This window comes from Ralstonia soli (assembly GCF_023955655.1).
In the GTDB taxonomy this organism is placed as follows: Bacteria; Pseudomonadota; Gammaproteobacteria; order Burkholderiales; family Burkholderiaceae; genus Ralstonia; species Ralstonia soli.
Genome location: NZ_JAMXHT010000006.1, coordinates 249,356 through 276,046, shown reverse-complemented (window position 1 = coordinate 276,046; position 26,691 = coordinate 249,356). Strand labels below are relative to the sequence as shown.

Below are 26,691 nucleotides of genomic sequence, written 5' to 3'. Positions count from 1 at the left end.
GTTATTGTGCGCTTGCCTTGGCAGTTGCGCGATCGGCCAGGGCGCGCACGCGCTGGCAGACCTGTTCGACCAGCGCTGGGTCCACCACTGGTGTGGTCGGCACCACCCAGATGCGCGGGTCGTCGAGATGGCCGCATTTTACGGCATCCTTTTCGGTGATCAGGATCACCTCGGCGTGGTTGTCGGCGAACGGGTCGTCGGCGAAGTCGTAGTGATCGGGCAGCGGCAGCGTGCTGGGCTTGAGGCCCGCCGCGCGCAACGAGGCGAAGAAGCGCTCGGGGTTGCCGATGCCGGCGGCAGCCAGCAATTGTTCGCCCTCGAGCCGTGCGAACTGGGCGAGCGGGCGGCGCAGCGCCGGGTCGGCCAGGTTGTAGGCATCCTGCAATTCGAGGTGCATGCCGAACACGTTCGGGCGATCCGGCGTGGCGCGGTAGTGCGGGTCGTTGATGAGCGTGGCGTCGCGGCGGCGGGTCATCGGCTCGCGCAGGGGGCCGGCGGGCAGCAGGAAGCCGTTGCCGCCCATGCGTGCGTCGAACACGATGATTTCGATGTCGCGGCGCAGGCGGTAGTGCTGCAGGCCGTCGTCGCAGACGATCACGTTGCAGCCCGGGTGCGAGGCCAGCAGCGTTTGCGCGCACAGCACGCGGTCGGGGAATACCCACACGGGCAGATCGGTGGCGCGGGCGATGAGCAGCGGTTCATCGCCGACGTCTTCTGCGCGGGAGTGTTCGCGAACGGGGCGGGGGTGCTTCAGTTGCGCACCGTAGCCGCGCGAGACGATGCCCGGACGCAGGCCGGCTTCGGCCAGCGCGGAGGCCAGCGCAATCACGGCGGGCGTCTTGCCGGCACCGCCCACGGTGACGTTGCCGATCACGACCACCGGCATCGGCAGCCGCACCGAGCGCAGCCAGCCCATGCGGAACAGCAACCGGCGCAGCGCGCTCAACGCCCCAAACAGCCACGACAGCGGCCACATCACCCACGCGAACCAGCCGCGTTGCTGCCATTGGCGGGTGACGAAGCTGGCGAGGCGGTGCTGGGCGACGGGCATGCAGGGGCGGAGGTCGGTTTAACGGCCGGGTTTGCCGGTCTGGGTGGCAAACGTCAGGTGCGACAGCCCGGCCACGCGCGCGGCTTCCATGACATTGACCACCGCCTGGTGCGCGGCTTGCGCATCGGCGTTGACGATGACAATGGGTTCGCGGCCACCGGCCTTGTCCGCCGCAGCGCGCAGGGCGTCGGCGAGGCTGGTCACGTCGCGCGTGTCGAGCACCTGCTTGTCGACCGAGTAGACGCCGTTGGCGGTGACGGAGACGACGATCTGACCGGGACGCTCGGTGGCTTTCTCGGCCTCGGCAGTGGGCAGGTTGACCTTCAGTTCGGTGTAGCGGGAATACGTGGTCGTGATCATCAGGAAGATGAGGATCACGAGCAGCACGTCGATCAGCGGGATCAGGTTGATCTCCGGCTCTTCGCGGGCATGGCGCGGGCGGAAGCGCATGGCGGTTTCCAGTGAGCGTTGCCCGATCAGCCGCGCCGCGGCGGCAGGATCGCGTCGAGGTACATGGTGGAAAGGTGCTCCAGCTCGGCCACGTAGTTGTCGACCACGCCACGGAAATAGCGCCAGAAGATCAGCGTCGGGATGGCCACGACCAGGCCCAGCGCCGTGTTGTACAGCGCGACCGAGATGCCGTGCGCCAGCGTCTGCGGGTTGGTGCCGGCGGCGGTCTGGCTGCCGAAGATCTCGATCATGCCGACCACGGTGCCGAACAGGCCCATCAGCGGCGCCACCGAGGCGATCGTGCCGAGCGCGTTCAGGTAGCGCTCCAGGCGATGGGCGACGTTCTGGCCGGCTTCTTCCACCACTTCCTTGGCCGCGTCGCGCGTGGTGTTGGGATGCAGCACCACGTGGCGCAGTGCGGCAGCCAGCAGGCGGCCCAGCGGCGAGCCCTGTTCCAGCGTGTTCACCACTTCCGGCGTGGCCTTGCGTTGATGCGCGACGGCCAGCGCCTCGTCATACACCTTGGGCGGAATGATCTTCTTGCGCTGCAGGGCGACGAACCGTTCGATGATGAGCGCAAGCGCGAGCACCGAGGCAATCAACAGCGGCCAGATCGGCCAGCCGGCGGCTTGGATGATGGAAAACACTGGACAACCCGTTTTGTCGTTGTGGAAGGAATGGAATGCTGGCCGTTGATGCAAGCCCGATGCTGTTCGTACCGTCCGCGTCCCCGAACGCGGTCCGTTGCGGCAAAAACAGGCAGCACTCTAGCGCGTCGGAACTGCCTCGGCAACACGAGGGCGCAGCGTTGCGACGTGCGCGGGCGACGATCAACGTGCTGTCACGAACACCGTGGTGCCCGCAATCCACAACCACGCGGGACAGTCTTGTGGACGGGTTGTGGACATTGCCCGAACAAGCAAACTAAGTGCTTGATCTAAAAGGATCTTCGTGGTCCTGCTTAAAAAATGTGCAATCAGGGTTTGGGCACGGGTTTCGACGGAAAAGCCCGCGTGAGCGGGCAGCCCGGGGCGATAATCCACACCAGACCGGGACAGTCTTGTGGACCGGTTGTGGACATTGCCCGGACAAGCATCTTAAGTGACTGATTCCAAAGGGTGTTCGTGACGTCGCTTAAAAAATAGGCAATCCCGCTTTTGGCGGTTGCCAAGGGGTAGAGCAGGGCGGATCGGCGGTTATCCACCGAGGATTTATCCACTGCCCAGGCGTCATACCGCGGTTTTCCAGCGCTGCTGTGGATAACTTTGTGAACATCCTTGGGGCGCCTGCGCTAAATGCTTGACGCAGAACGAAATTACTTGCCTTGCTGAAATTTTGACACAGGGGGATTTATCATAAGAATCAATGGGTTGCGGCAAAATGCAGAGAGCGAGTCACCCCCACTCTGTCAAGCTTGACAACCCGTTTATGCTGTGGACAGGTCGCCCACTCCGCCTGAGTTAGCTCCCCTATTCAAGGTAGATGTCGACCCGAAGCCCCCTCGTTTTGCGCCCCGTGCACCACTTATATGACCTCGCCGCCGTCTTCCCGCCGACCGTTCTGGATGGATGCCCCCGCACCTGCGCCTGAGGCGCCGCCTGCACCAGGCCGAAGCGCGCAGGACGTGCTGACCGTCAGCGACGTCAACCGCCGTATTGCCGGGCTGCTCGAACGCAACTTCCCGCTGGGCTGGGTGCGCGGCGAAATTTCCAACTTCACGCGCGCGGCGAGTGGCCACTGGTATTTCTCGCTCAAGGATGCGGGCGCGCAGATTCGCTGCGTGATGTTCAAGGGCCGTAACCAGTACGCCGATTTCACCCCGCGTGAAGGCGAGGCCGTCGAGGTGCGTGCGCTGGTGACGCTGTACGAGGCGCGCGGCGAGCTGCAACTGAGCGTTGAGGCCATCCGCCGTGCCGGCCTGGGCAATCTGTATGAGGCCTTCCTGCGGCTGAAGGCCGCACTGGAGGCGCAAGGGCTGTTCGATGCCGGCCGCAAGCGGCCGCTGCCACGCCACCCGCGTGCGATCGGCGTGGTGACGTCACTGCAGGCGGCGGCCTTGCGCGACGTGCTGACCACGCTGCGCCGGCGTGCGCCGCATGTGCCGGTGGTGGTGTATCCCGTGCCCGTGCAGGGCGCGGGGGCGTCGGAGCGCATCGCCGCGATGCTCGATAGGGTCAATGCCCGGGCAGAGGTCGACGTCGTCATCCTGTGCCGGGGCGGCGGCAGCATTGAAGACCTGTGGGCGTTCAACGAAGAGCCGGTCGCGCGTGCGGTGGCAGCTTCGGAGATTCCCGTCGTGGCGGGTGTCGGGCACGAGACCGACGTGACCATCGTCGATTTTGTGGCCGACGTGCGCGCGCCCACGCCCACTGCCGCCGCCGAGCTTGTCAGCCCCGACCGCGCCCGCATGCTGCGCGATGTGGCACGCGACTGGGACGCGCTCTCCGCGCAGTTCCGCCGCCAGCTGGACCGTCGCGCGCAAACGGTCGACTGGCTGGCGCGCCGCCTGCGCAGCCCGCAGGCCCAGATGCGTGAGCGCCGCACGCAACTCGCCCATCTGGCGGGCCGTTTGCGCTTCGCCCTGACTGGCCGTGTGCAGCGCGCCGAGCACGTGCAGCGGCTGCTGGCGATGCGCCTGACCGCCGCCCGCCCGGATATCACACAGGAACGCGTCAGCGTGCAACGTACCGAGGCCGCGCTGGCACGCGCCATGCGTGACACCTTGGCTCGCGCGCAGGACCGGCTGGCACGCCAGCACACCGGCCTCGAGCTGCTGGCGCCACAACGCACGCTGGAGCGCGGCTATGCGGTGCTGCTTGATGCCCGTGGCCACGCCATCCGCGACCCGCACGCGCTGCATGCCCGTGCGCGCATTGAGGCCCGGCTGGCGCAAGGTACGGTCGACATCGAAATCGCCCAGGTCCAACCCAAGCTCGAACTGTGACCGGCGCATGACCCCATCACGGCGATTCCTGCGATTCCGTATCGGTTTCGCAGGTATTCCGACTAATCGGTATGTGGTTTGCGCCAGTTTTACAACTCTCCTACAATCGTCGCTCCCAACCTACGCAACCCACAGAAGGCAAGAACAATGGAACACACGCTCCCCCCGCTGCCGTACGCACTCGACGCCCTGGCCCCGAGCATCTCCAAGGAAACGCTGGAGTTCCACTACGGCAAGCATCACCAGACCTACGTCACGAACCTGAACAACCTGATCAAGGGTACGGAGTTCGAGAACCTGAGCCTGGAAGACATCGTCAAGAAGTCCTCGGGCGGCATCTTCAACAACGCCGCACAGGTCTGGAACCACACGTTCTACTGGAACGGCCTGAAGCCGCAAGGCGGCGGCGCTCCGACCGGCGCCCTGGCTGACGCCATCAACGCCAAGTGGGGCAGCTTCGACAAGTTCAAGGAAGAGTTCACCAAGACGGCCATCGGCACGTTCGGTTCGGGCTGGGCCTGGCTGGTGAAGAAGGCCGACGGTTCGCTGGATCTGGTGTCGACCTCCAACGCCGCTACGCCGCTCACGACCGATGCCAAGGCACTGCTGACCTGCGACGTGTGGGAACACGCCTACTACATCGACTACCGCAACGCCCGTCCGAAGTACGTCGAGGCGTTCTGGAACCTGGTCAACTGGGACTTCGTCGCGAAGAACTTCGCCTAAAGCGAGTCGCTCTGGCGAACCAAAAAAACCTCCGCGATGCGGAGGTTTTTTTATGCGCGTGCGCAGCGGTGCGGCCAACTTGGCCTCACGGTTGCAAGCCCATCTGCCGCAGCAGCGTCTGGTTGTCTTCCAGATGCCAGTTTTCGGCGATCTTGCCGTCGGCAATGCGATACAGGTCGAAGGCCTGGAAGTCGATCGGCTGGTTCTGTCCGTGCGTGCGGCCGAACTCGCCGGTGAAGTGCCCGCGAAACCGCAGGTGAACCGACACGCGGTCGCCGGCGACGACCATGTCTTCGACTTCCACGCGCATATCAGGCACGGCCGCGCGGAACGCCCTGGATGCATCGAGCGGACCTTGCGGGCCCTGTGCCCGCCCGGCGGGCAGCGTGCGGTCGACAAACTGCGGCGACAGCGCCGCCGTCGCGTAGCGTGCATCACCGGTATGCCAGAAGGTGGCGTAGCGGCGCGCGGCCAGCACGGCAGCAGCGGCCTGCGGCGTGTCGGGCGCGGCGACGTGGTCAGCGCGAATGAGGTCGGTATCCGCTGTGGCGGCGAAGGCGGGCAGTGCGCTCAGCAACGCCAGTACCGCCGTGGCCAGCAGGACAGGGCGAATGGCGGTGGGGCGGATGGGCATGGTGGACTCCGTGGGTTGGCGATGCGCTGCACTGTAGATTTCCAGCCGGACACGATAAAGCGCCTGTGAGTCGATCCGGTTTCAATCGGGATTTGATGATGGGTTCCGCTGCGGGCTGCTCACGCAAACGCAATGCCGTGCACGTGATAGTCGATATGCCGCGACCGGCGGCGCTCGAATCGCCTGCACCGCACCGCGTTTTTCTAGACTGCCCCTTCATCCAACCGTCAGATAAAACCAAAGAGGGGGAGACGATGGACCTGAGCCACATCCTGTCGCGCACGGAGCGCGGCACGCAGGAGTTGCAGGCGCGCAGCGGGCACGTCACGCATCGGCAGCGGGCGATCCTGCTGCTGATCAATGGCGAGCGCTCGGCGGCGGAAATCCTCGCGCAATTGAGCAGCGCCGGCCCCGACACCGAAGACCTCGCACGCCTGCTGGCCGATGGCTACGCGGCAAGCCGCGCGCCCGTGAAGGTGGAACCCAAGCCTGTGGCGGCACCGAAACCCGCACCGGCCACGCAGGTTGCCCGCCACGTGCGGCAGGCATCGATTGCCGATTGGCGCCTGAGCCAGGCGGGCGCGTTCTCTGCGCTGCAGCGTTACCTCGAGGAGGGGCCGGAGGCGCCGCTGGAGTTCCTCAATGGCCTGGCCGCGCCGCTGTATGCCGCGCTCACCACCTGCCGCAGCGAGGCTTCCGCCCACGCTGTGGTCGCGTTCCTGGAAACCCGGTTGGACGCGGAGCGCTGGAATGTGATGAAGGCGTCCTAGGTGTAAATACTGAATTCGTATGCGGATTCTCATTAATTGGGAATTGGACGTTGCTCAATTGAGAAAACCATCGCATTCTCCGTCGCACATTCACGCCACGGAGCTTTGCGATGACCGAGCCGCGTTTGGCACATTCGCCAGCACAATCCGCCGCCGCGACCAGCGGTTCGGACCGCGTGCTGATGGTGCTCGCGACCATCGCGCGCCACGGCCGCCCGATTGCGGCGCGTGAGCTGGTCGAGCTGACCGGCTTGCCGCAGAGCACGCTGTACCGCCAGGTGGCGATGCTCAAGCGCTGGGGCTTCGTGCTCGAATCGGCCGGCACCTACGCGCCGGGGCCGATCAGCCTGCAGCTCGCGCTCGGCTTTGACCACGCCTCGCACCTCGTGCAGGAAGCGCGCATCGGCATGGCCAAGCTGGTGGCCGAGTCGGGCGAATCGGTCGGGCTGGTGGTGGCCGTCAAGGACCAGGCCGTGTGCCTGGAGATGGTCGAGAGCCAGCAGTCGCTGCGCTGCTCGTTCGAGAAGGGGCGCGGCGTGCCACTGCTGGCCGGCGCGTCGGCCAAATCATTGCTCGCGTTCATGCCGCCCGCTGCGGCACGCGCCATCCTCGCCGATTTGCTGGCCGTCGATGCCGACAGCCAGGCGCAACTGCAAACCGAACTGACTGAGATCCGCGCTGCCGGCTACGCACTCTCCGAAGGCGAAGTCGATCCCGGCGTCTGGGGCGTGAGCGTGCCCGTGTTTCGGCTGCCCGGCCATGCGCTCGGCTCGATCACCTTGATGGCGCCTGCCACGCGCGTGCGCGGCAAGGAGCAGCGCCTGATCGACATGACCGTGGCTGCGGCCGCGTCCATTTCGGCGCGGCTGCAGGACATCTGATTCATTGATTCATTCGTTTTTTCCACCCCACATGCACCACACAAGGAGACCACTCATGGGGAATCGCCGTCGTTTCATGCATTCGATGCTGGCTTGTGCCGTGGCGCTGTCTGCTGCGGCGTCTTTCGCCACCGCTGCGCACGCTGCGGGCGAGCCGCTGCGCGTGGCCACCGATGCCACATTCGCGCCGATGGAGTTTGTCGAAAACGGCAAGCGCACCGGCTTTGATGTGGACCTGATCGAAGCGCTGGCCCGCACCATGGGCCGCCCGGTCGAGTGGACCGACATCGACTTCAAGGGCCTCGTGCCGGGCCTGATCTCCCGCCGCTTCGACGTGGCCATCTCGGGCATCTACATCACGGAAGAGCGCAAGAAGGTGGTGGACTTCACGGTGCCGTACTACCACGGCGGCCTGGTCGCGCTGGTCAAGCAGGGCAACACGGCCATCAAGACCCCGGCCGACCTGAACGGCAAGAAGGTGAGCGTGCAGGTGGGCACCAAGTCGGTCAACTACCTGAAGGAAAACTATCCGAAGGTCGAGCGCGTGGAAGTCGAGAAGAACGAGCAGATGTTCAACCTCGTTGAGATCGGCCGCGCCGATGCGGCGGTCACCGGCCGCCCCGCTGCCGCGTACTACGTGAAGATGCGCCCCGGTCTGCGTCTGGTCGAACCCGCGCTGACCACCGAGGAATACGGCATCGCCGTGCGCCGCGACCAGCCCGAACTGACCAAGGCGCTGAACGCCGCGCTCGAGAAGATCAAGGCGGACGGCACCTACGCCCAGATCCTCAAGAAGTGGTTTGGCCCCGACGCCAAGTAACAACCGACGGACACGCCTGGGTTTATTCACATATGGAACTGGATTTTTCTCCTGTCTGGGCGGGGTGGACGGACATTCTCCACGGTGCGCTTGTCACCGTGGAAGTGACCGCCGTCGCGCTGATGCTCGGTTGCGTACTGGGCCTGTTGGTCGGCATCGGCCGGCTGAATCCGCGCCGGCGCTTCATCTACGGCATCTGCACGGTGTACGTCACGTTCATCCGCGGCACGCCGCTGCTGGTGCAGCTCTTCCTGCTGTTCTTCGGGCTGCCGCAGTTCGACATCCTGCTGCCGGCCTTCGTGTGCGGCGTGCTGGGGCTGGGCGTGTATTCGGGCGCGTATGTGTCGGAAATCGTGCGCGGCGCGATCCAGTCGGTTGACCGCGGGCAGATGGAAGCCGCGCGCTCGATCGGCATGTCGTCGGGGCAGGCGATGCGCGCGATCATCCTGCCGCAGGCCGTGGTGCGGATGATCCCGCCGCTGGGCAACGAGTTCATCGCGCTCATCAAGAACTCCGCGCTGGTGTCGCTGCTCACCATTCACGACCTGATGCACGAGGGGCAAAAGATCATCAGCGTGTCGTATCGCTCGCTGGAGGTGTATCTGGCGATTGCGCTGGTGTATCTGGTGCTCACGAGCGCCGCCAGCTACCTGCTGCATCGGCTTGAACGCAACATCCGTGCGGGAGGCATGGTGCAATGAACGTGAACCCGCAAACACTCAAATCGGCACTCGATGTGCCGATGATCCAGATTCGCGGCCTGACCAAATCGTATGGCGATCACACCGTGCTCAAGGGCATCGACTTCGAAGTCGACGCCTCGCAGGTGGTGGTGGTGATCGGCCCCAGCGGCTCGGGCAAAAGTACGTTCCTGCGCTGCTGCAACGGCCTGGAAGTGCCGGAAGGCGGCACCATCGACATCTGCGGCAAGCGGTTGATCGACAACGGCACGATGCTGCCCGAGAGCGACCTGAACCACCTGCGCCAGCAGGTCGGCATGGTGTTCCAGTCGTTCAACCTGTTTCCGCATCTTTCGGTGCTGCACAACGTCACCATCGGCCCGCGCATGCTGCGCGGCAAGTCGAAGAGCGAGGCGGAAACCGAAGCGCGTGAACTGCTGCAGAAGGTGGGCCTGGCGCACAAGGCCGATGCGATGCCTGCGAGCCTCTCCGGCGGCCAGAAGCAGCGTGTGGCGATTGCGCGCGCCTTGGCGATGCAGCCCAAGGTGATGCTGTTCGACGAGCCGACGTCTGCGCTCGACCCCGAACTCGTCGGCGAGGTGCTGCAGGTGATGAAGCTGCTCGCCAAGGAAGGTATGACGATGCTGGTCGTCACGCACGAGATGGGCTTTGCGCGTGAAGTGGCCGACGTGGTCGTGGTGATGGACGGTGGCGGCATCGTCGAAGCCGGCCCGCCGTCGGTCATCTTCGGCGAGCCCAAGGAAGCGCGCACGCGGTCGTTCCTGCAAGCGGTGCTGACACGCGCATGACCACGATGTTCGATGCTTCCATCTGGCAAGGCCGTGACGACACGGGCGAGCGCGGTGATGTGACACGGCTGTTCCAGATCGTGCAGCCGGCCGATGCGATGAGCCTGTCGGGCGCGCCCGCCGTGCTCGGTTTTGCGTGCGATGCGGGCGTGGTGCGCAACCACGGCCGCGCCGGCGCGGCGCAAGGTCCGCGTGAGATCCGCCGTGCGCTGGCCAACGTGCCCGCACACGGCCTCGCGCACTTGGCCGACGCCGGCGACGTGACGTGCGATGACGCCGACCTGGAACGCGCCCAGACCGCACTTGGCAAAGCGGTCTTCCGCCTGCTCGATGCCGGTGCGCGTCCGGTGGTGCTTGGCGGTGGCCACGAAGTTGCGTTCGGCACGTACCAGGGGTTGCGCCAGCACTGGCAGAAGCAGGGCTGGAAAGGGCGCCTGGCCATCGTCAACTTCGACGCGCATTTCGACCTGCGCACGAGCCGCCCCGGTAACTCCGGCACGCCGTTCGACCAGATCGCCGAAGACTGCGCCGCGCACGGCATCGACTTGACGTATTGCTGCCTGGGTGTGAGCCGCCTGTCCAACACGCCTGCGCTGTTCGACCGCGCCGATGCGCTGCATGCGCACTACGTGGAGGACACCGATGTGCAGGAGCGCCACCTCGACGCGCGCATGGCGGATCTGACCGCGTGGCTGGCCGATGTGGATCACGTCTACCTGACCATCGACATGGATGTGCTGGCGGCGGCCGTGGCGCCCGGTGTGTCGGCACCCGCCGCGTATGGCATCACGCTGCCGGTGCTCGAAGCGCTGGTGCAGCACGTGTGCGCGACGGGCAAGGTGCGCGTGGCGGACATCGCCGAGACCAACCCCGAATACGATCTGGACCGCCGCACCGTGCGCGTGGCGGCGCGTCTGGCCTATCACTTGCTGCGCCGCTCATGAAACTGATCCCCGCAGAGGCCATGCGCCGCATGCCGTGGAAGAACGGCGGCGGTGTCACCACCGAAATCGCCATCGCCCCCGCAGGCGCCACGCTGGACAATTTCGACTGGCGCATCAGCACCGCGCGGGTGGATGCGGCGGGGCCGTTCTCGCGCTTTGCGGGCATTGATCGCTCGCTGGCAGTGATCGCGGGCGGGCCACTGACGATGCATCGTGCGGACGGCAAAACCGTGACGCTCGCCCCGGGCGAGGCACCCGCGCGTTTTCCCGGCGAGGTCGATGTGCATGCCACGCTCGATGCGCCGCTGAGCGATTTCAACGTGATGACGCGGCGTAGCACCTGGGCGCATCACGCCGAGAGGATTGCGCCGGCGGCCGGTGAGCGGCGCGCATTGCCGTGCGAGCATCCTGGCATGCAATGGCTGGTGTATTGCGTGCAGGGTGTGCTGACGGTTGGCACGGTCGACGTCGAGCAAGGTGCTTCGCTCTGGCTGGATGCGCCAAGCGGGCACGACACGCTGGTTGCCCACATCGGCTCGACTGGTTATCTCGTCGGCATGTGGCCGGTGGCGTAGGCCGGCAGCCGATTTCAATGCACCAAAAGAAAAGGGACCCCGGAGGGTCCCTTGCAAGTCTCCCGGCTCCGTAGAGCGCGGTAGAAGACGCTTACTTCTTCTTGTTCACGGCGTCCTTGAAGCCCTTGCCAGCCGTGAACTTCACGGTCTTGGTTGCCGGGATCTTGATGGCTTCGCCGGTGCGCGGGTTGCGGCCGGTGCGTGCAGCACGCTTGCCCGACGAGAACGAACCGAAGCCAACCAGCGTGATGGTGCCGCCCTTGGCGACAGTCTTCTTGATGTTTTCCAGCGCCGAGTTCAGCGCGCGCTCGGCGGCGGCGTTGCTCAGTTCTGCGTCTTTTGCAATGGCGGCTACGAGTTCGGATTTGGTCGTCATGTCAGTTCCCCACTTCAGGTTTGTTGGACAGCGTTGTACTGCGACCCGTTTTATATCACCGTTGTGAAAGGTTGCACATCCCCTACCTGCAAGGGTTTGCGGGCCGTTGCTTGCAGCCGACACTTGTCCCGCCTGGGTTTGCGGGCAGGTATCCGGGAAACACCTGATATCGACGCGGTTTGTTTGCATTTCCGGCAGCCTTTCGCGCGCCGGAAACACGCCGCTGGCCTGGCCGAAAATCGGCCGGCCAGTCGCCGTACACTGTGTTTTTGGGGCTGGTGCAAACCTCATGGAGAACATCATGTCGAGTTCGCAAACGCCTGTCGCACAAGGCTTCGCAGCCAATGGCGATGCGCCCGAGCAGCTTCGCGGTCCCGCCGTGCTGGTGGTGGGCGCCAACGGCCTGGTCGGCCGCGCCGTGGTACGCCGCCTGGTGGCGCAACCGTGGGCCGGCAGCGTGACCGCGCTCGTGCGCCGGCCCGGCGCGCTGACACCAGGGCAGGCGACGCCGGGCCGCTTGCGCGAACGCGTGATCGATTTCGACCGGCTCGATGCGCCCGAAACCCGGTCTGCGCTGGCGGCCGACATCGTCATCTGCGCGCTCGGTACGACCATTCGCCGGGCCGGCTCGCAGGCGGCATTCCGGCGCGTGGATGTTGAATATCCGGCGGAGCTCGCTCGACGCGCATTTGCCGCCGGTGCACACCATTTCCTGCTGGTGAGCGCGCTCGGTGCCGATAGGCGCTCCGGCGTGTTCTACAACCGCTGCAAGGGCGAGGTGGAGGCGGAAATCCTGTCGATCGGCTTTCCGTCGGTGACGGTGGTGCGGCCTTCGCTGCTGCTGGGAAAGCGTGCGGAATTCCGGTTTGGCGAACGCGTTGCCCAAGACCTGTCGCGCGCAATCGGATGGATGGTGCCCAAGACGTGGCGGCCTGTGCCGGTGGAGTCGGTGGCGGCGGCGCTGGTCACAGCGGCGCGTATCGATGCGCCGGGGGTGCGCGTGCTCGAAAACGCCGCGTTGCTCGATGCAAAAGACGAACGGCCGGTGGGGTGAGCCACCGGCCGTTCTTGCTTGAGGTGCCTCAAGCGATTACTTCTCGATCGGCTTGCCGGTGCGATCGTGCATCAGCGCCAGCGCAAACACGCTGATGATGGCGGCGACCATCACGTAGTACGACGGCGCCAGCTTGCTGCCGGTGCTGGCGATCAGCCAAGTCACGATCAGCGGAGCAAAACCACCGAAGATCGTCACCGCCAGGTTGTACGAAATCGACAGGCCGGTGGAGCGCACCGCAGTCGGGAACTGCTCGGCCAGGACCGCCGGCGCCGGGCCCGTGAACGCCGCCAGCAGCACGCCCAGGATCACCTGCACCTGCAGCAGCGTCTGCACGGTCGGGTTGACGTTCAGCCAATGGAAGAGCGGATACGCCGCCGCAGCAATGACGAGCGCCACCGTGCCCAGCATGCGCTTGCGGCCGACGCGATCGGACAGCGTGCCCATGAGCGGGCACAGCACGAAGATGATCGCGCCGCACAGCGCCGTCGACTGGAACGTCGCGCCCAGCGGCAGGCCGAGCTGCTGCTTGGCATACGTCGGCATGTAGAACACCAGCGTGTAGGTGCAGACCGTCCACAGGATGGTCACGCCCAGCCCGCCGAGCACTTCGCGCGGATGGTCGCTCAGCACCTGCGACAGCGGTGCCAGGCGCGATTCCTTCGCGGCTTTGGCTTTCTGCGCTTCAAACGCGGGCGGCTCGTGCAGGTGCGAGCGGATGTACATGCCGACCGGGCCGATCAGCAGACCGAACAGGAACGGAATGCGCCAGCCCCATGCGTCGATCTGCTCGGGCGACAGGCCGTTCGTCACGATCGCGCCCATGGCCGCACCCAGGATGAACGAGATGCCCTGGCTCGCCTGCTGCCAGCTCGCGAAGTAGCCGCGGCGCTCGTCGGGTGCGTATTCGATGAGGAACGCCGTGGCGCCGCCGACTTCACCGCCGGCCGAAAAGCCCTGGATGAGCCGCGCGATGACGATGAGGAGCGGCGCGCCGATGCCGATCTGCGAGTACGTTGGGGCGAGGCCGATGATGGCCGTGCCCAGCGCCATCAGCATGATGGTGAGCGTGAGCGCCGCCTTGCGGCCCACGCGGTCGGCATAGATGCCGAGCACCACCGCGCCGACCGGTCGCATGAAGAAGCCCACGCCGAACGTGGCGACCGTCAGCATGAACGAGGTGAAGTCGTTGCCGGTGGGGAAGAACAGCTTGGCGATGATGACGGCGAAGAAGCTGTAGACCGTGAAGTCGAACCATTCGAGGCCGTTGCCGATGGTGGCGGCAATGATGGCCTTGCGTCGGGTGGCCGCAGAGATGGCCGGCGCCGTTGCACGATCGCCCGGGTTGGGCGCTGTCGTGGCTTCGGTGGCTTGCATGGATGTGTCCTCCAGTGTGTGTAGGGCATCGCCAGCCGCGATCTCTCCCCCGCGCGGGGTGGCGAAGCGGCCATGGTAAGTGATCCGGCAACGATTGACAGCGCACGTATACGAAGTCCTTGGAATTGAGCCGGGCAAACACGGTCGAACGCATATGCACATGCATCCAACGGAGCACATCATGAACCCGACACCGCAACGTGGCCGCCTGGCTACCTTCCTGCCGGGGGCCCTGGCCGTATGCGCCGCCGCCTTGCTGGCCGGTTGCGTGGTCGCGCCGTATTACGACGCCTACGGCAACCCGATCGCCCCCGCAGCGGTGGCGCCTGCGCCGGTGGCGAGCTATCCGGCGTATCCGTACGACCCGTATTACTACTATGGCCCGGCCTTCTATCCGGCGCCGGTCTTCGGCAGCGTGTGGATCGGCGGCGGAAGTTGCTGGGGCTGCCACCGCGGCGGGGGCGGGCGTGGCTGGGGTGGCCGGGGTTGGGGAGGTGGAGGGTGGGGCCACGGCGGCGGAGGCCATCGTCACTGACCCGTCACATCCGCATGACGAAAGTCCACATCCGGCACGGCGCAACGCCAGTTCGTCCGCCAGTTCAATACGCGTGATTGCGTAACGGAATCGGCGGCGTCGCGACATACAATCCCACGCTCCTAAAAGAACAGAATTGCGAGGAGATTGTCGATGTCCGTCATCATCGTGCTGGCTGCGCTGGCATTTCTGATGTTCGCCGCGTATCGCGGCTACAGCGTCATCCTATTTGCCCCGCTGGCCGCGCTGGGCGCGGTGCTCCTGACCGATCCTTCTGCCGTGGCGCCGGCGTTCTCCGGCATCTTCATGGAGAAGATGGTCGGCTTCGTCAAACTGTATTTCCCGGTGTTCCTGCTGGGAGCCGTGTTCGGCAAGGTGATCGAGCTCTCGGGCTTTTCGCGCTCGATCGTGGCGTCGGTCATCCGCGTGGTGGGGGCCAAGCGGGCGATGCTCTCCATCGTGCTGGTGTGCGCGCTGCTGACGTACGGCGGCGTGTCGCTGTTCGTGGTGGTGTTTGCGGTGTACCCGTTTGCGGCGGAGATGTTCCGCCAGGGCAATATCCCCAAGCGCCTGATCCCGGGCACGATCGCGTTGGGCGCGTTTTCCTTCACGATGGATTCGCTGCCGGGCACGCCGCAGATCCAGAACATCATCCCGACCACGTTCTTCCACACCACCTCGTGGGCCGCGCCGTGGCTCGGCACGATCGGCGCGCTGTTCATCATCGTGGTGGGCATGTCGTATCTGGAGTGGCGCCGCCGCGTGGCATTGCGCAACGGCCAGGGCTATGACCACGGCCTCACCAAGCTGGTGAACGAACCGGAAACGGCCGAGACCGGCACGCTCGCACACCCGCTCGTCGCACTGTCGCCGCTGGTGCTGGTGGGCGTGATGAACTTGCTGTTCACGCGTTGGATTCCGACGTGGTACGGCAAGGTCGTCACCGTCGCGCTGCCGGGTCTGCCCAAGCCGCTGACGGTCGAGGCCGACAAGCTGACGGCCATCTGGGCCGTGGAGGCTGCGCTGCTGATCGGCATCATCGTGGTGCTGGTGTTCGGCTTTCGCGCCGTGAAAGGGCGCTTTGCCGAGGGCAGCAAGTCGGCCGTGGCGGGTGCGCTGCTGGCGGCCATGAACACCGCGTCGGAATACGGCTTCGGTGGTGTGATTGCCGCGCTGCCGGGTTTCCTGGTGCTGGCCGACGGCCTGCGCGCGATTCCGAATCCGCTCGTCAATGAAGCCGTGACGGTGAGCACGCTGGCGGGCATCACCGGCTCCGCTTCGGGCGGCATGAGCATTGCGCTGGCGGCGATGGCCGACCAGTTCGTGCAGGCCGCGCAGGCAACGGGCATTCCGATGGAAGTGCTGCACCGGGTGGCGTCGATGGCCTCGGGCGGCATGGATACGCTGCCGCACAACGGCGCCGTGATCACGCTGCTGGCCGTCACGGGCCTCACGCACCGCGAGGCGTATCGTGATGTGTTCTGCGTGACCATCATCAAGACGCTGGCGGTGTTCTTCGTGATTGGCGTGTTCTACGCCACCGGCATCGTCTGACGCTCATTTGCCGCAATGAAAAAAGCCACCGCAATCCGGTGGCTTTTTGATGTGCGGCGCGTGGCGTTATTGACCGTTCACCGCTTCCGAGCGGCGGTCGCGGCAGACGCGCTGTGCTTCACCGACCAATGAATCGCACTGGTTGGCGCGCCGTGACCAGAAGGCGCGGTCCGAGGACGATTCTGCCGTTGCATTGCCCTTGCGGTGGGTGACGTGCTTGTCGACCCACTTGTCGGTCTTCACATGCGCGCGGTGGACTTTCTGCTTGAGCGTGCCGGGGGTGGCACGGGGCTGCGCGCCCGCCATCTTGTTGTGATAGCCGGGATTCTCGGCGGCATCGGCATCGCGCTGCACCTGTGTGCGGGGGCCTTCCATCGGGCTGTCGACGCCCGTGACGGCGCTGTGGTCCTTCTGCTGCTGGGCGTGCGCGGGGGCCGCGCCGATCCACGCGCAGGTGGCCACGGCGATGGCTGCGGCCAGACTCGACATCTTGCGTGCTTGCATGCTCGTTCTCCTTGTTGTGAACGGGGCGGACTCCATGACACGCATGCGGCGTGCCATCTTGGGGGCGTCCCAAACGTCACAATAGGCAAGCGGCAACCCGGCAGACAGTCGGCGTTGACTGAACCGTCTGTCGGACAAACGCCGTCACACCAAGGTCAGGCAGCGCGGCTCAGGCGCGCACAAACAGCCAGACCGTCAGGATGACGCCGACGATGACGACGAAGCCGCGCAGCACTTTCTCCGGCAGGCGATGCAGCAGCCATGCGCCCGCAAAACCGCCCGCGATGCCGCCGATGCCCAGCGCCAACACCGCCGCCCAGTTCACCTGCGGCGAGAACGCGAACACCGCGACGGCCGATGCATTCATCGTCATGGCGAGCACGTTCTTGGTCGCCCCCGCCATGCGCACCTGCTGGCCCGCCACGGTGAGCGCCGCCAGCATCAGGAAGCCGATCCCCCCGCCGAAGTAGCCGCCATAGATCGCGATGGCGAACTGGATGGTTGCCAGCGTCGTCGTCGACATGCCTGCCGCTGCATGCAGCGGCTTGCGGCGGAAGCTGCCCCATGCGAACACGCTGGTGGCAAACAGCACGAGATACGGCACCAGCTTGGCGAAGAACGACGGCGGCGTCGCCAGCAGCAACAGCGCGCCCAGCACACCGCCGATCAGGCTGATGACGATGAGCTGCTTGAGCGAGAGGTGATGCTCGCCGGCATCCACGCCGCCGGCCAGTTTGCGACCCGCAATCGACGAAGTGATCTGGCTCGGGAACAGCGCGATCGTCGAGGTCATGTTCGCGGCCAGCGGGTTGAGCCCCGCCAGCAGCAGTGCCGGAAACGTGATGAACGACCCGCCGCCCGCAAGGGCATTCTGCGCGCCGGCATAAACGCCGGCCGCCGCGACGAGCAGGGCGGTGGAAAACGGGAGCGTGGTCATAAGCGGGGTGCGCGGCAGCAGGGATAAGCGCGCATGGTAATGGAACGCCCCGGCCCGCGCTTGCTACCGGAGTGGGGTGCCGCTGCGCCGGCGCAGCCACCATTCCGCCAGTTCGAACGCGCCCTGCACGAGCAGCGCGAGCACGGCAGCGGGGATGGCGCCTGCGAGCAGCGTCGCGCTGTCGTTGAGCGCGAGCCCGGTGGCGATGCGCTCACCATAGCCGCCCGCGCCGATGAACGCGGCGATCGTCGCCGTGCCCACGCTGATGACGGCCGCCGTCTTGATGCCCGCGAGGATGACGGGCAGCGCCAGCGGCAGATCCACCACGCGCGTGCGCTGCGCTGGCGTGAAGCCGAGCGCCAGCGCCGCATCGCGCAGGCCGCCGGGCACCTGTTCCAGCCCGACGATGGTGTTGCGCACGATCGGCAGCAGCGCGTACACCGCCAGTGCAATCAGCGCCGGCACCACGCCGATCGATCCGACGATCGGGATCAGCATGGCCAGCAGCGCCAGCGACGGAATCGTCTGCAGCACGCCCACCACGGCGAGGATCGGCTGCTTGATCGGCCGCCGCGCTGCCAGGAGGCCCAGCGGCACACCGAGCAACACGGCCACGCCGGTCGAAATGCCCACCAGCATGAGATGCCGTTGCGTGAGTCGCCCCAGCCCGTCGGTCAACTGCGCGAAGAACGCGCGCGCGGGCGTGGCGGCCGGTGCGTTGCCTTGTCCGGCGAGGAACTGCCGCGCGACTTGCGCGAACGACCTGCCTTCCAGCTCGACCGCCGCATTCATGGCGATCATGTCGTCGGCCCGGATGCGGCCCGTGAGCGCCGTGATGGCCTGCCATTGCGCGGGGTGCCGCTGCACAACGTCGGCGCGATAGAGCAGCACGGCGTCGTAGCGCGGGAAGACGTGTTCGGTGTCGTCGAGCACGCGCAGGTGTTCGCGGCGGATCTTGGCGTCGGTGGAGTAGATGTCGATCACGTCGGTCTGGTCCGCGCGCAGCGCGTCATACGCGACACCGTGGTCGAGGCCGGTCGGGCGTTGCGGCAGCTTGTAGCGCGCCGCAATCGCCGGCCAACCGTCGGCGCGGCCGAGGAATTCGTGCGACAGGCCGAGGCGCAGGGCGGGATGCGTGGCGAGATCGGCCAGCGTGCGGATGTGTTCGCGCTCGGCATCGGCGTCGCGCATGGCCAGCGCATAGGTGTCTTCAAAGCCCAGCGGCACGCCTGCAGCCAGGCCCATGGGGGCAAGCGCGTGGTTGACGTCAGCCAGCAGTGCGGCCTGGTTGGGGTTGGCCGCTTGCCCGGCCGGCAGGTGCAGGATTTCGGCGGCGATGGTGCCGAGGTAATCGGGGTAGACGTCGATGCTGCCGTTCTTGAGCGCGGCGAAGACGATGGCGGTGTTGCCCAGGCCCGGCACGTGTTCGGCCGGGCCCTGCGGCGCAGCGGTCTGCTTGAGGATTTCGCCGAGCACGTACGACTCGGTGAATCGTTTGGAGCCAATCCGTAACGGCTGCTCCGCGAATGCCGATGTGCTGCACGCCAGCCAGCCCAGCGCGAGCCATGCCAGGCAGCGCCGGCAGAGAAAACTACGGATCAGTCGCCGTGTATCCAAAGTTCGTTGAGGTCGGTCAGGCCCCAGTCGCGGGGTTCTTCTCTGGAGAGGATCTGGTCGCCGGTGTGCGCCAGGTCGATGCATTCGGGCGCAATCCGTGTGCCCGACGATATCGAGAAGAATACCTTGACCGTGGGCGTGAGCAACGCGCCCGGCGCATGCTGCATGACCACTGCCAGCCGGCCCGAGCGCAGCCGCACGAGCGACCCGACCGGATAGATGCCCACGCTCTTCACGAAGGCGTTGAACACCATCGGGTCGAAATGGTTGCCGCGCCACTCGACCATGCGCTGGATGGCGTAGGCCGCTTCCCACGCTTTTTTATACGGGCGGTCGGACGTGACCGCGTCGTACACATCGCAGATGGCGCCCATGCGTGCAAACAAAGAGATGCCTTCGCCTGCCAGCTTGTGCGGATAACCGGTGCCGTCCATGCGCTCGTGGTGGTGCAGGCAGACGTCGAGGGCGATGTCGCGCATGCCGCTGTCGCCGGCCAGGATGTCGTAGCCCGCTTGCGGGTGGACGATCACGTGGCGGAATTCCGCATCGGTGAGCGCGCCGGGCTTGTTCAGCACCTCGGGCGGAATGGCGATCTTGCCGATGTCATGCAGCAGCCCGGCCAGGCCGGCGTCGCGCACTTCGTCGTCGGACAGTCCGAGCTGGCGGCCCAGCGCCACCATCAGCGCACACACAGCCACGGAGTGCAGGAAGGTGTAGCGGTCTTTCGTTTTCAGGCGCACCAGGCTGGTCAGGGCGCTTGGGTGTTGGTCGACTGAGCCGGCAATGGCTTCCACCAGGGGCAGTGCGTCGCGCGCTTCGATTGCGCGGCCCATGCGCGCGTCGGCAAACATCGTCTGTACGGCCAGTTCTGCCTTGCTGATGAGGCGGCCAGCGCGGCGCATCGCTTCCGCATGCGAGACCGGGCGCGGCGTGATGCTCGCGTTGGCGGCGCAGGCGGGCGGGTTGGGCGGGTTGGGCGCTTCGGGGACGGCAGGCGCTGCGTTGGCCGCAGCCACGTCGCTCCCGCGAGCGGTGTCGATCCACACTTCGCGAATGCCGCTGGCGCGCAGGCGCTGCAGCTGGGCGGCATCTTCAATGCGAAAGCGGGCGCGCCAGAACGGGTGTTCCAGCCATGCGCCGACAAATTCGTCGAGGTACATGCCGACCCGCAGGTGTTCGATAGCGATGCGCTTGCGCATGTTGAGGGTCCGGGATCGGTCCTTGGCCAAACGTTTCGCAGAGGGGAGCGCTGTCCCCCAGTGGATTCACTCCTGTTTATCGGATGTACGCCACGACGCTTGAGGGCGGGGAAATCCGGACTCGCCATGTGACGCCAACGAGCGTAGGCAAAAAAAAAAGCGGCCAGATGGCCGCCTCGGTAAGCCGGCACCGGCGCCATTGGGGCGCGCGGCATCGGAGGAGGGAGATGATACGGGTGACGCGCGTGGCTTATTGGCCGTCGGTGAACGGGTCAGCCTTGCCGACCAGCGCGCCGTCGGTGTACGGATCGGCCTTGCGCAATTGGCCATCGGTGTACGGGTCAGCCTTGCGCAGCGCGCCGTCGGTGTAAGGATCTGCCTTGGTGATACGGGCACCATCGGTGTACGGGTCGGCCTTGGTGATGGCCTGGCCGCTGGTGTACGGGTCACGGCTTTGCACGCCGGCGGCGAATGCCGGAACAGCGGCAACAGCGATCAGCGAGGCGAGAATCAGGTTCTTGGTCTTCATGATGAACTCCACAGTCTGGGGGTGAGCGTTACTGCCGAGGCAGATTCGCTGCAGTGCGGTAACGCGATGACATAAGCTTAGTCGTTGCTTGGGCGCCAAAAAAGCAGTTCTATTAAACTCTTTGTTCAAAAAACAAGAACAATAGTGATGCCCGAAGCACCGCAATCTGCACATAAGTCACTGATTTGACATGGAAATGTGCCATGCGGGATAACCCTTAATGCAAAGGTCTGACGGTGCCGCGCTAAGAAAATTCCTGGCCGGGGTGTCGCGAATTGTTGCGTTGCATTACAGCCCTCGGGGAATTCCCTCCTCAGGGCGGGGCCTGTGACGGCTAAACATTCGGTGCGGATGGTCGTTGATGCAGGTACGGGCGGTGTTTTCCGCCCCTTGCAGCAGGAAGACCACCATGTCCATCACCACCGCTTCCATCGCCCGTTTCGAGATCGACGGCGTCGCGTATCAGGCAAGGCTGTTTGCCATGCCGTTCCACGTGCCGGAAAACGGCCGCGTGCGTGCGCATGCGATCGGGCGTCCGGAGATGCCGTTCAGCGGCGTGCACGTTCTGGCTGAGTGGCTGGAGGCGCGTGTGCTACCCGATGGCGTGGGCCTGGTGATGGCCGATCGGCTGTTCTCGCATGGTGCGGTGGAGCAATGGTCGGGCGCAGATGGCGCGCGCGCGGCCAAGGTGCTGTCGCAGGTAGCGCTTGGCAGCAAGAGCGGCCACCGCTTGTGGCGCAATACCCCCGCTGGCGGTTTTCGTGACGAAACCGCGTTCTTCCTGGGCGCTGCCTTTGTGCAGGCCGATGCCGCCGTCGACGATATCCGCCTGCTGGGCGACCTGATTCCTGCTGACGATTGGTCCGCCGTGGCCGATGCGGCGTCGACCATGATGGGCCTGCACCTGTATCGCCCCGACGAGCCCGAAACGCTCGTCGATTGTGCATTGCTGGCGCCGTCGTGGACGGAAGTTGCCGTAGAGCGCGCCGATGGCTATCGCGCGCTCACGCTCCTGCACGCCTTTACCGAAGGCGAGGAAGACATCCACGTCGACATCGAACTGCTGCCGCCGGGCCAGGTGGTGCTGCAGGTCGAGTCGTGCTCGACGCGCTTTTCGGCGCGCTTCAACCCCGCGCTGCTGGGCCGCGACATGACCGATGCGCTGCTGCGGGACGCGCTTGCCCTGCAGCACGGCGACCCGCTCAATCTGCACTGATCGGGGCTGATCAGCGCAGACCTTCTCGCTTGCTTACTTGGCCGGGGTGTTCCATGGATACGCCAGCCACGCATCGAAGCGCTTGGCGAATTCGCCGCTCTCCATGCTCTGCCGCAGCCACTGGTCGACAAAGTTCTTGAACACCACGTCGCGCGGCAGCAGGTAGGCCTTCTCCGAGAAATCGAACGGCGCTTCCGGGTGCACGGCGCACAGTTCGGGGTGCAGCTTCTGCTGCAGCTTGGTTTCCACCGCGTCCGTCATCATCAGGTCGGCACGGCCGGCAACGATCTCGTTGAAGATCGTCACGTTGTCCGGATACACGCGGATCTGAGCCTGCTTCAGATTGGCGCGCGCGAACTTCTCGTTCGTGCCGCCGGGGTTGACGATGGCGCGCACGCTGGGCTGATCGATCTGTGCCAGCGTCTGGAACTTGGCTTGGTTCTCGCAGCGTGTGATCGGCGTCTTGCCATCGCGCTGATACGGAATCGAATAGAACGCCTTCTTCTGCCGATCCAGCGTCACGGATACACCGCTCATGGCGATGTCGTAGCGGTCGGCCGCAAAGTCTTGCATCAGCGTCGACCATGTGGTCGGCACGACTTCCAGCTTCACACCCAGCGCCTTGGCCAGGCGCTCGCCCATTTCCACGTCCAGGCCGATGAAGTGGCCGTCGGCAGGGTTCTTGTAGCTGAAGGGCTTGTAGTCGCCGGTGGTGCCGACACGTAGCGTGCCGCGGGCGATGATCTCGTCAAGCCGGTTGGTGGTTTGCGCCAGCGCTTGCATTGAGACCGCGGTGAGCGCGGCGCACAGTGCAAAGGCACCGGCACGAAGGTAGCGATTCAACATGACATTCCCCATCTGAAAAAAACAAGCAAAAAGGCGCGGTTGCCGTAGCACCGCGCCTGAGTTGGTCTGCGCCGGCTTATTGACCCGACGTCTTGCTCCACTGCAGCGCATTGAGCACCGCCAGCGACATCGCCGTCACCCCGGTCTTGATGGACGGCTCCGGCACCGGCGCGAACAGCGGCGAGTGATTGGTCGGCAGCGGCTTGGCGCCCGGTTTGAGCGAGGCCATGAACGTCTGCGGATCATTCACGCCGATGAAGAAGAACATCGACGGGATGCCCGCGTCAACAAACGCCGAGAAATCTTCGCTGGCCGTGATGGGGGGCACGCGCAGCACGCGGTCGTTGCCGAAGGCGGTCTTGAACATCGCCTCGGTGCGCGCGACCACGGCCGGGTCGTTGTTGACCGCCTTCCCTCCCTCGGTGATCTTGATCTCGGCGTCCGGCGCGCCCGACATTTCGGTGACGGCCTTGGCCGTGCGCCGGATGCCGTCGAGCATCTTCTGGCGCACCGCCGGCTTGTACGAGCGGATCGTGCCGCGCAACAACACGCTGTCGGGGATGATGTTCTCGGCGCTGCCCCCCTGGATGGCGCCGATGCTGACCACGCCGAATTCCTGCGGGTCTTTCTCGCGGCTGATCACGCTTTGCAGATCGACCACGAAGCGCGCGGCCATCATCACCGGGTCGATGGTCTTGTCCGGTGCGGAGCCGTGGCCGCCGCGGCCCTTGAAGGTGATCTCCAGCCCGTCGGAGTTGGACGTGATCGGCCCGCTGTTGAAGACGATCGAACCATATGGCCCCGGGCCCGTATGCAGCGCAAACGCATAATCCGGTTTGGGGAAGCGCTTGAAGAAGCCGTCGTCGATCATGCTCTGCGCGCCGGATACGGTTTCCTCAGCCGGCTGCGCCACGAACACCAGCGTGCCGTGCCAGCGGTCCTTGAGCGACACCAGTGTCTTGGCCGTGCCCACCCACGACGCCATGTGCAGGTCGTGCCCGCAGCTGTGCGCCACGCCAACGTCTTCACCGCGCCATTTGGTGTGGACGTGACTCGCGTAGGGCAGGCCGGTCTTCTCTTCCATGGGCAGCGCGTCCAGCTCGGTGCGCACCAGGATCGTCGGGCCGGCGCCGTTGCGATACACCGCCACCACCCCGGTCTTGCCCACATGCTCCGTCACATCAAAGCCGATCTTGCGCATCTGCTCGGCCAGCTTGGCGGCGGTGCGTGTTTCCTGGAAGGCGAGTTCCGGATGGGCGTGGATGTCCTTGTAGAGCGAATCGAGCTGGCCGTATTCGGCGTTGACTGCCGCATCCACCGCCGGTTTGATCTGCGCCACGTCGATCCCGCCGCTCGCGGCCGCCGGGCCTTGCGTTTGCGTTGACGAAGCACCGCCGGGGCTGAACGGAATCTGCGCAAACGCGGGCAAGGCCGCGCCGGCCAGCAGCCAGGCGAGCGCCGTACGTTTCAACCGGATCGGGGGCGTGATCATCGATGTCTCCTGTGGTTGTGGTGTTGTCAACAAAGTCGTTGCTTCGTCAATCGATCTGATTATGCAACGCGATTCACAGTATGTGCACCCGGGGGCATCCCCAAGTCGGCGGCGCGCGGCGAGCGCCGCGCTTGGCACTCGATAGGCGCTTTCCTAGACTGGGTCAATGCGCAGTTCCAGTGAATCGAACCTCGAAACGCGGATGAATCCGACGACGTCCTGTCTACAGCTAGCGTTTCGCGATGCCCCGCCCGGGGAGACGGCGATTCGCGCGGCGCTGGAAGCCGCGCAGCGGGTGCTTGATCGCAGTGGTGTGCCGGCACGCGAGGGCTTTGCCGCCTATCAGGCCTTCGCCAGCGGGGCGGGGAGCCCCGATACCCTGGCGCTGGCATTCGCGCGGGCCGAGGCCGAGGCCATGGATGCACTGGCCGCGTACGGCTATGTCCACTACGGCACGATCAGCCTGGCCGCGCTTTAGCGCCGCCTAATCCATCCGTTTCAGACTTCCGCCGTCTTGCCACCCAGCCGCCGTGCCGTCTCGGACACATGGCGGTGAATGCGCGCGAGGAAGTCGATCTCCGCTGCGCGTGTCGGCGAATGTCCCAGCGCCTGCGACAGATGTGTCGCCACGAACGACGATTGCGGTGCCAGCATGCTGATCAGCCGCAGCAGTTCGCGGCGCGCCTGGCTCGCGTCGTAGCCGAGATGGTCGGCCAGGGCAAGCAGCGCGTCCTGGTCGATGGCGTCGTAGCGGGCCTGTGCGTCCGGAGACAGCGCATCGGCATTCCATTCGTTGGCGTAGACCGCCGCGCAAAAGAGGTGATCGTGCGCAGCCAGGCGGACGCCATCCGCATCGATGTGGAAGTGCAGCGTGCCCGCCGAGGCATTGCGCCCGCCGATCAGCAGGCAGAACACCATCCAGCGGAACAGCGCGGCGGTGGCGGACGCCGGGTCTGCGCACAGGCGCGCGCATTGCGCGACCTGCTCGACGGTGATCGGCAGGAAGCGGTGTTCGGGCGAGAGTCCCAGCAGCTGCACCGCCGAGACGACATAACGCGCCTGCACGAGCGCGGTGTCGTCGCTTTTGCAGCGCAGGGTGCGATCGAGGCGCTGCACCACGGCGGCCGTCTCCGGAAACTGGCGCAGGCCGATGAACGGCGTTTCCAGTCCGATGCTGCGACCGAGCAACGTTGCCCAGCAGTGGTTGATGGTGGCGTATGGCAGCTGCGCGCCTTCGCCCAGGTCCAGCCGCACGAAGTGGCTCGACTGCGCGGCGTTGGCCGGCGCGGAAAACCGGCCGAGCCACATCGATACGGGCAGGCCGTTCGAGGCCAGGAACGGCAGGCGGATTTCGTCGGGCTGCGCGGCCACATCGGTGCCATAGCGTGCACGGGGCTCGGCTACGCGTAGCGGCGTGGTGCGCGGCGGCCGTGCGACGGTTTGCTGAAATTGCAGAACGAGATCGCGTTCGGACAGCCCATCGACCTGGCCGCCGGCGGGCTTGTGGCCTGTCGGCACCAGCGCCAGCGGGCCGTCGAGATGGGGCGCTGTTCGCGCAAGATGGTCCAGTGCGGCCGCGGCAGCCTTGGGCGCGTTGCGTGCCGCTTCGGGCAAGAGGTATTCAAAGAAGTGGCGTACCGGCTGCGCTTTTGCCGTGTCGGCGATGGTGCCGGCGGTGCGCGGCAACTGCGGGCTCAGGTCAAAGCCCTGCGAAGAAGTCTGCCAGCGAGCATCGTATTCGAACGCCCAACCGCTGCGGCCGCACGAGAGCTGACCGATCAGATGCTTGTTCAGGTAGACGTCCAGCATGCGCGTATCCAACGTGTTTGATGGAGCGTGCGTAGTCGGCCGCGCAGCGGAGGATCCGCCAGCAATCGGGTATCGCAGATGTCTCGCCGCGATTCCCTTGCACGCCCCTGATCGACCGATGGGCGAGCATAACAAAGAAAATCGGATTAACCATCGGGGGAATCCGATTTCGATGATGCAATTTTCTCAAATCGGATTATCGGATCATTAAGATCGAGTGCGCGTCTGCCGATGTTTTCTGCTTTTATTTCAGCTTTTAATATTTTCTAAATCGGCCTGAAGGCCCAGTGCTGAGGCCATTGAAGAAATTTCATGGGCTTGGGTGCGGCCGGGTATTCATTACAAATCGATGGCTTATCGCC

Annotated in this window: 28 protein-coding genes; 14 read left to right on the top strand and 14 right to left on the bottom strand. The window is 65.5% G+C overall.

Annotated features, from left to right (window positions below; translation table 11 throughout):
- Position 1 precedes the first annotated feature (1 nt).
- From lpxK to NG900_RS17225, 3 genes are read right to left on the bottom strand one after another with little or no spacing between them, the layout of a single operon-like run.
- The gene (lpxK, locus tag NG900_RS17235; RefSeq protein ID WP_252682581.1) at positions 2 to 1,051 is read right to left on the bottom strand and encodes a tetraacyldisaccharide 4'-kinase; all 1,050 of its coding nucleotides are present in this window, start codon (positions 1,049 to 1,051) and stop codon (positions 2 to 4) included.
- Between the two features lie 18 nt (positions 1,052 to 1,069).
- The gene (locus NG900_RS17230; RefSeq protein WP_252682580.1) at positions 1,070 to 1,501 is read right to left on the bottom strand and encodes an ExbD/TolR family protein; all 432 of its coding nucleotides are present in this window, start codon (positions 1,499 to 1,501) and stop codon (positions 1,070 to 1,072) included.
- Between the two features lie 26 nt (positions 1,502 to 1,527).
- The gene (locus NG900_RS17225; RefSeq protein WP_021195832.1) at positions 1,528 to 2,148 is read right to left on the bottom strand and encodes a MotA/TolQ/ExbB proton channel family protein; all 621 of its coding nucleotides are present in this window, start codon (positions 2,146 to 2,148) and stop codon (positions 1,528 to 1,530) included.
- Between the two features lie 917 nt (positions 2,149 to 3,065).
- Between NG900_RS17225 and xseA the strand changes: the two genes are divergently transcribed.
- Together xseA and sodB are read left to right on the top strand one after the other, a co-directional pair.
- Entirely contained in the window at positions 3,066 to 4,445 is a 1,380-nt protein-coding gene (gene xseA, locus NG900_RS17220) for an exodeoxyribonuclease VII large subunit (protein WP_252682837.1), read from the top strand.
- A 147-nt stretch (positions 4,446 to 4,592) separates the two neighbouring features.
- A complete protein-coding gene (gene sodB / locus NG900_RS17215; protein WP_252682579.1) occupies positions 4,593 to 5,171 on the top strand; it encodes a superoxide dismutase [Fe] in 579 nt (192 codons plus the stop codon).
- An 85-nt stretch (positions 5,172 to 5,256) separates the two neighbouring features.
- Here the strand turns inward: sodB and NG900_RS17210 are convergent, their stop codons facing one another.
- Positions 5,257 to 5,805 carry an ester cyclase gene (locus NG900_RS17210; RefSeq protein WP_252682578.1) on the bottom strand — a complete coding sequence of 183 codons (549 nt, stop codon included), beginning with the start codon at positions 5,803 to 5,805 and terminating at the stop codon, positions 5,257 to 5,259.
- A gap of 254 nt (positions 5,806 to 6,059) precedes the next feature.
- Here NG900_RS17210 and NG900_RS17205 point away from each other — a divergent pair, with 254 nt between their 5' ends.
- From NG900_RS17205 to NG900_RS17175, 7 genes are all read left to right on the top strand, one after another.
- Complete coding sequence (locus NG900_RS17205; protein WP_252682577.1) at positions 6,060 to 6,575, top strand: hypothetical protein; 516 nt, start codon at positions 6,060 to 6,062, stop codon at positions 6,573 to 6,575.
- A 110-nt stretch (positions 6,576 to 6,685) separates the two neighbouring features.
- The gene (locus NG900_RS17200) at positions 6,686 to 7,456 is read left to right on the top strand and encodes an IclR family transcriptional regulator (protein ID WP_252682576.1); all 771 of its coding nucleotides are present in this window, start codon (positions 6,686 to 6,688) and stop codon (positions 7,454 to 7,456) included.
- A gap of 55 nt (positions 7,457 to 7,511) precedes the next feature.
- Positions 7,512 to 8,276: a glutamine ABC transporter substrate-binding protein gene (locus tag NG900_RS17195; RefSeq protein WP_252682575.1), complete on the top strand. Its 765-nt coding sequence runs from the start codon at positions 7,512 to 7,514 to the stop codon at positions 8,274 to 8,276.
- Between the two features lie 32 nt (positions 8,277 to 8,308).
- Positions 8,309 to 8,977, top strand: coding sequence for an amino acid ABC transporter permease (locus NG900_RS17190; protein WP_252682574.1), 669 nt, complete (start codon positions 8,309 to 8,311; stop codon positions 8,975 to 8,977).
- Positions 8,974 to 9,765 carry an amino acid ABC transporter ATP-binding protein gene (locus NG900_RS17185; RefSeq protein WP_289813855.1) on the top strand — a complete coding sequence of 264 codons (792 nt, stop codon included), beginning with the start codon at positions 8,974 to 8,976 and terminating at the stop codon, positions 9,763 to 9,765. Before NG900_RS17190 ends, NG900_RS17185 begins: the two co-directional genes overlap by 4 nt.
- Entirely contained in the window at positions 9,762 to 10,709 is a 948-nt protein-coding gene (gene hutG, locus NG900_RS17180; protein WP_252682573.1) for a formimidoylglutamase, read from the top strand. The genes NG900_RS17185 and hutG overlap by 4 nt, the downstream gene beginning before the upstream one ends.
- Positions 10,706 to 11,284 carry a HutD/Ves family protein gene (locus NG900_RS17175; protein WP_252682572.1) on the top strand — a complete coding sequence of 193 codons (579 nt, stop codon included), beginning with the start codon at positions 10,706 to 10,708 and terminating at the stop codon, positions 11,282 to 11,284. Before hutG ends, NG900_RS17175 begins: the two co-directional genes overlap by 4 nt.
- A gap of 91 nt (positions 11,285 to 11,375) precedes the next feature.
- Here NG900_RS17175 and NG900_RS17170 read toward each other — a convergent pair whose 3' ends face one another.
- The gene (locus tag NG900_RS17170; RefSeq protein ID WP_003272088.1) at positions 11,376 to 11,660 is read right to left on the bottom strand and encodes an HU family DNA-binding protein; all 285 of its coding nucleotides are present in this window, start codon (positions 11,658 to 11,660) and stop codon (positions 11,376 to 11,378) included.
- A 301-nt stretch (positions 11,661 to 11,961) separates the two neighbouring features.
- Here NG900_RS17170 and NG900_RS17165 point away from each other — a divergent pair, with 301 nt between their 5' ends.
- Entirely contained in the window at positions 11,962 to 12,714 is a 753-nt protein-coding gene (locus tag NG900_RS17165; protein WP_252682571.1) for an oxidoreductase, read from the top strand.
- Positions 12,715 to 12,750: 36 nt separating this feature from the next.
- Here the strand turns inward: NG900_RS17165 and NG900_RS17160 are convergent, their stop codons facing one another.
- Entirely contained in the window at positions 12,751 to 14,091 is a 1,341-nt protein-coding gene (locus NG900_RS17160) for an MFS transporter (RefSeq protein WP_252682570.1), read from the bottom strand.
- Between the two features lie 181 nt (positions 14,092 to 14,272).
- Between NG900_RS17160 and NG900_RS17155 the strand changes: the two genes are divergently transcribed.
- Positions 14,273 to 14,626, top strand: a complete 354-nt coding sequence (locus tag NG900_RS17155) for a hypothetical protein (RefSeq protein ID WP_252682569.1) — start codon at positions 14,273 to 14,275, stop codon at positions 14,624 to 14,626.
- 153 nt (positions 14,627 to 14,779) lie between these two features.
- Positions 14,780 to 16,180, top strand: coding sequence for a GntP family permease (locus tag NG900_RS17150; protein ID WP_252682568.1), 1,401 nt, complete (start codon positions 14,780 to 14,782; stop codon positions 16,178 to 16,180).
- A 66-nt stretch (positions 16,181 to 16,246) separates the two neighbouring features.
- On the opposite strand, the gene NG900_RS17145 is transcribed toward NG900_RS17150, so the two are convergent.
- The 5 genes from NG900_RS17145 to NG900_RS17125 all read right to left on the bottom strand — a co-directional run bounded on the left by NG900_RS17145 (position 16,247) and on the right by NG900_RS17125 (position 20,966).
- Entirely contained in the window at positions 16,247 to 16,684 is a 438-nt protein-coding gene (locus NG900_RS17145) for a hypothetical protein (protein WP_252682567.1), read from the bottom strand.
- A 169-nt stretch (positions 16,685 to 16,853) separates the two neighbouring features.
- Entirely contained in the window at positions 16,854 to 17,621 is a 768-nt protein-coding gene (locus tag NG900_RS17140; protein WP_252682566.1) for a sulfite exporter TauE/SafE family protein, read from the bottom strand.
- A gap of 63 nt (positions 17,622 to 17,684) precedes the next feature.
- Entirely contained in the window at positions 17,685 to 19,238 is a 1,554-nt protein-coding gene (locus NG900_RS17135; RefSeq protein WP_252682565.1) for an ABC transporter permease/substrate-binding protein, read from the bottom strand.
- A complete protein-coding gene (locus NG900_RS17130; protein WP_252682564.1) occupies positions 19,220 to 20,437 on the bottom strand; it encodes a cyclic di-GMP phosphodiesterase in 1,218 nt (405 codons plus the stop codon). The genes NG900_RS17135 and NG900_RS17130 overlap by 19 nt, the downstream gene beginning before the upstream one ends.
- Positions 20,438 to 20,687: 250 nt before the next feature.
- The gene (locus NG900_RS17125) at positions 20,688 to 20,966 is read right to left on the bottom strand and encodes a hypothetical protein (protein ID WP_252682563.1); all 279 of its coding nucleotides are present in this window, start codon (positions 20,964 to 20,966) and stop codon (positions 20,688 to 20,690) included.
- A gap of 409 nt (positions 20,967 to 21,375) precedes the next feature.
- Here NG900_RS17125 and NG900_RS17120 point away from each other — a divergent pair, with 409 nt between their 5' ends.
- Positions 21,376 to 22,182, top strand: coding sequence for a DUF2863 family protein (locus tag NG900_RS17120; protein WP_252682562.1), 807 nt, complete (start codon positions 21,376 to 21,378; stop codon positions 22,180 to 22,182).
- 33 nt (positions 22,183 to 22,215) lie between these two features.
- Here NG900_RS17120 and NG900_RS17115 read toward each other — a convergent pair whose 3' ends face one another.
- Both NG900_RS17115 and NG900_RS17110 read right to left on the bottom strand, forming a co-directional pair.
- Positions 22,216 to 23,028: a transporter substrate-binding domain-containing protein gene (locus NG900_RS17115; RefSeq protein WP_252682561.1), complete on the bottom strand. Its 813-nt coding sequence runs from the start codon at positions 23,026 to 23,028 to the stop codon at positions 22,216 to 22,218.
- Positions 23,029 to 23,104: 76 nt separating this feature from the next.
- Positions 23,105 to 24,520, bottom strand: coding sequence for a M20 family metallopeptidase (locus NG900_RS17110; RefSeq protein WP_252682560.1), 1,416 nt, complete (start codon positions 24,518 to 24,520; stop codon positions 23,105 to 23,107).
- Positions 24,521 to 24,722: 202 nt separating this feature from the next.
- Here NG900_RS17110 and NG900_RS17105 point away from each other — a divergent pair, with 202 nt between their 5' ends.
- Positions 24,723 to 24,998 (top strand): hypothetical protein, encoded by a 276-nt coding sequence (locus NG900_RS17105; protein ID WP_252682559.1) that lies wholly within the window; start codon positions 24,723 to 24,725, stop codon positions 24,996 to 24,998.
- Positions 24,999 to 25,018: 20 nt separating this feature from the next.
- Here the strand turns inward: NG900_RS17105 and NG900_RS17100 are convergent, their stop codons facing one another.
- Positions 25,019 to 26,329, bottom strand: coding sequence for a HipA N-terminal domain-containing protein (locus NG900_RS17100; RefSeq protein WP_252682558.1), 1,311 nt, complete (start codon positions 26,327 to 26,329; stop codon positions 25,019 to 25,021).
- Positions 26,330 to 26,691 lie beyond the last annotated feature (362 nt).

Bases quoted from the DNA above. Each gene is read 5' to 3' on its own strand.
- lpxK (WP_252682581.1), bottom strand. From the start codon at position 1,051: ATGCCCGTCGCCCAGCACCGCCTCGCCAGCTTCGTCACCCGCCAATGG.
- NG900_RS17230 (WP_252682580.1), bottom strand. From the start codon at position 1,501: ATGCGCTTCCGCCCGCGCCATGCCCGCGAAGAGCCGGAGATCAACCTG.
- xseA (WP_252682837.1), top strand. From the start codon at position 3,066: ATGGATGCCCCCGCACCTGCGCCTGAGGCGCCGCCTGCACCAGGCCGA.
- sodB (WP_252682579.1), top strand. From the start codon at position 4,593: ATGGAACACACGCTCCCCCCGCTGCCGTACGCACTCGACGCCCTGGCC.
- NG900_RS17210 (WP_252682578.1), bottom strand. From the start codon at position 5,805: ATGCCCATCCGCCCCACCGCCATTCGCCCTGTCCTGCTGGCCACGGCG.
- NG900_RS17205 (WP_252682577.1), top strand. From the start codon at position 6,060: ATGGACCTGAGCCACATCCTGTCGCGCACGGAGCGCGGCACGCAGGAG.
- NG900_RS17200 (WP_252682576.1), top strand. From the start codon at position 6,686: ATGACCGAGCCGCGTTTGGCACATTCGCCAGCACAATCCGCCGCCGCG.
- NG900_RS17195 (WP_252682575.1), top strand. From the start codon at position 7,512: ATGGGGAATCGCCGTCGTTTCATGCATTCGATGCTGGCTTGTGCCGTG.
- NG900_RS17190 (WP_252682574.1), top strand. From the start codon at position 8,309: ATGGAACTGGATTTTTCTCCTGTCTGGGCGGGGTGGACGGACATTCTC.
- NG900_RS17185 (WP_289813855.1), top strand. From the start codon at position 8,974: ATGAACGTGAACCCGCAAACACTCAAATCGGCACTCGATGTGCCGATG.
- hutG (WP_252682573.1), top strand. From the start codon at position 9,762: ATGACCACGATGTTCGATGCTTCCATCTGGCAAGGCCGTGACGACACG.
- NG900_RS17175 (WP_252682572.1), top strand. From the start codon at position 10,706: ATGAAACTGATCCCCGCAGAGGCCATGCGCCGCATGCCGTGGAAGAAC.
- NG900_RS17170 (WP_003272088.1), bottom strand. From the start codon at position 11,660: ATGACGACCAAATCCGAACTCGTAGCCGCCATTGCAAAAGACGCAGAA.
- NG900_RS17165 (WP_252682571.1), top strand. From the start codon at position 11,962: ATGTCGAGTTCGCAAACGCCTGTCGCACAAGGCTTCGCAGCCAATGGC.
- NG900_RS17160 (WP_252682570.1), bottom strand. From the start codon at position 14,091: ATGCAAGCCACCGAAGCCACGACAGCGCCCAACCCGGGCGATCGTGCA.
- NG900_RS17155 (WP_252682569.1), top strand. From the start codon at position 14,273: ATGAACCCGACACCGCAACGTGGCCGCCTGGCTACCTTCCTGCCGGGG.
- NG900_RS17150 (WP_252682568.1), top strand. From the start codon at position 14,780: ATGTCCGTCATCATCGTGCTGGCTGCGCTGGCATTTCTGATGTTCGCC.
- NG900_RS17145 (WP_252682567.1), bottom strand. From the start codon at position 16,684: ATGCAAGCACGCAAGATGTCGAGTCTGGCCGCAGCCATCGCCGTGGCC.
- NG900_RS17140 (WP_252682566.1), bottom strand. From the start codon at position 17,621: ATGACCACGCTCCCGTTTTCCACCGCCCTGCTCGTCGCGGCGGCCGGC.
- NG900_RS17130 (WP_252682564.1), bottom strand. From the start codon at position 20,437: ATGCGCAAGCGCATCGCTATCGAACACCTGCGGGTCGGCATGTACCTC.
- NG900_RS17125 (WP_252682563.1), bottom strand. From the start codon at position 20,966: ATGAAGACCAAGAACCTGATTCTCGCCTCGCTGATCGCTGTTGCCGCT.
- NG900_RS17120 (WP_252682562.1), top strand. From the start codon at position 21,376: ATGTCCATCACCACCGCTTCCATCGCCCGTTTCGAGATCGACGGCGTC.
- NG900_RS17115 (WP_252682561.1), bottom strand. From the start codon at position 23,028: ATGTTGAATCGCTACCTTCGTGCCGGTGCCTTTGCACTGTGCGCCGCG.
- NG900_RS17110 (WP_252682560.1), bottom strand. From the start codon at position 24,520: ATGATCACGCCCCCGATCCGGTTGAAACGTACGGCGCTCGCCTGGCTG.
- NG900_RS17105 (WP_252682559.1), top strand. From the start codon at position 24,723: ATGAATCCGACGACGTCCTGTCTACAGCTAGCGTTTCGCGATGCCCCG.
- NG900_RS17100 (WP_252682558.1), bottom strand. From the start codon at position 26,329: ATGCTGGACGTCTACCTGAACAAGCATCTGATCGGTCAGCTCTCGTGC.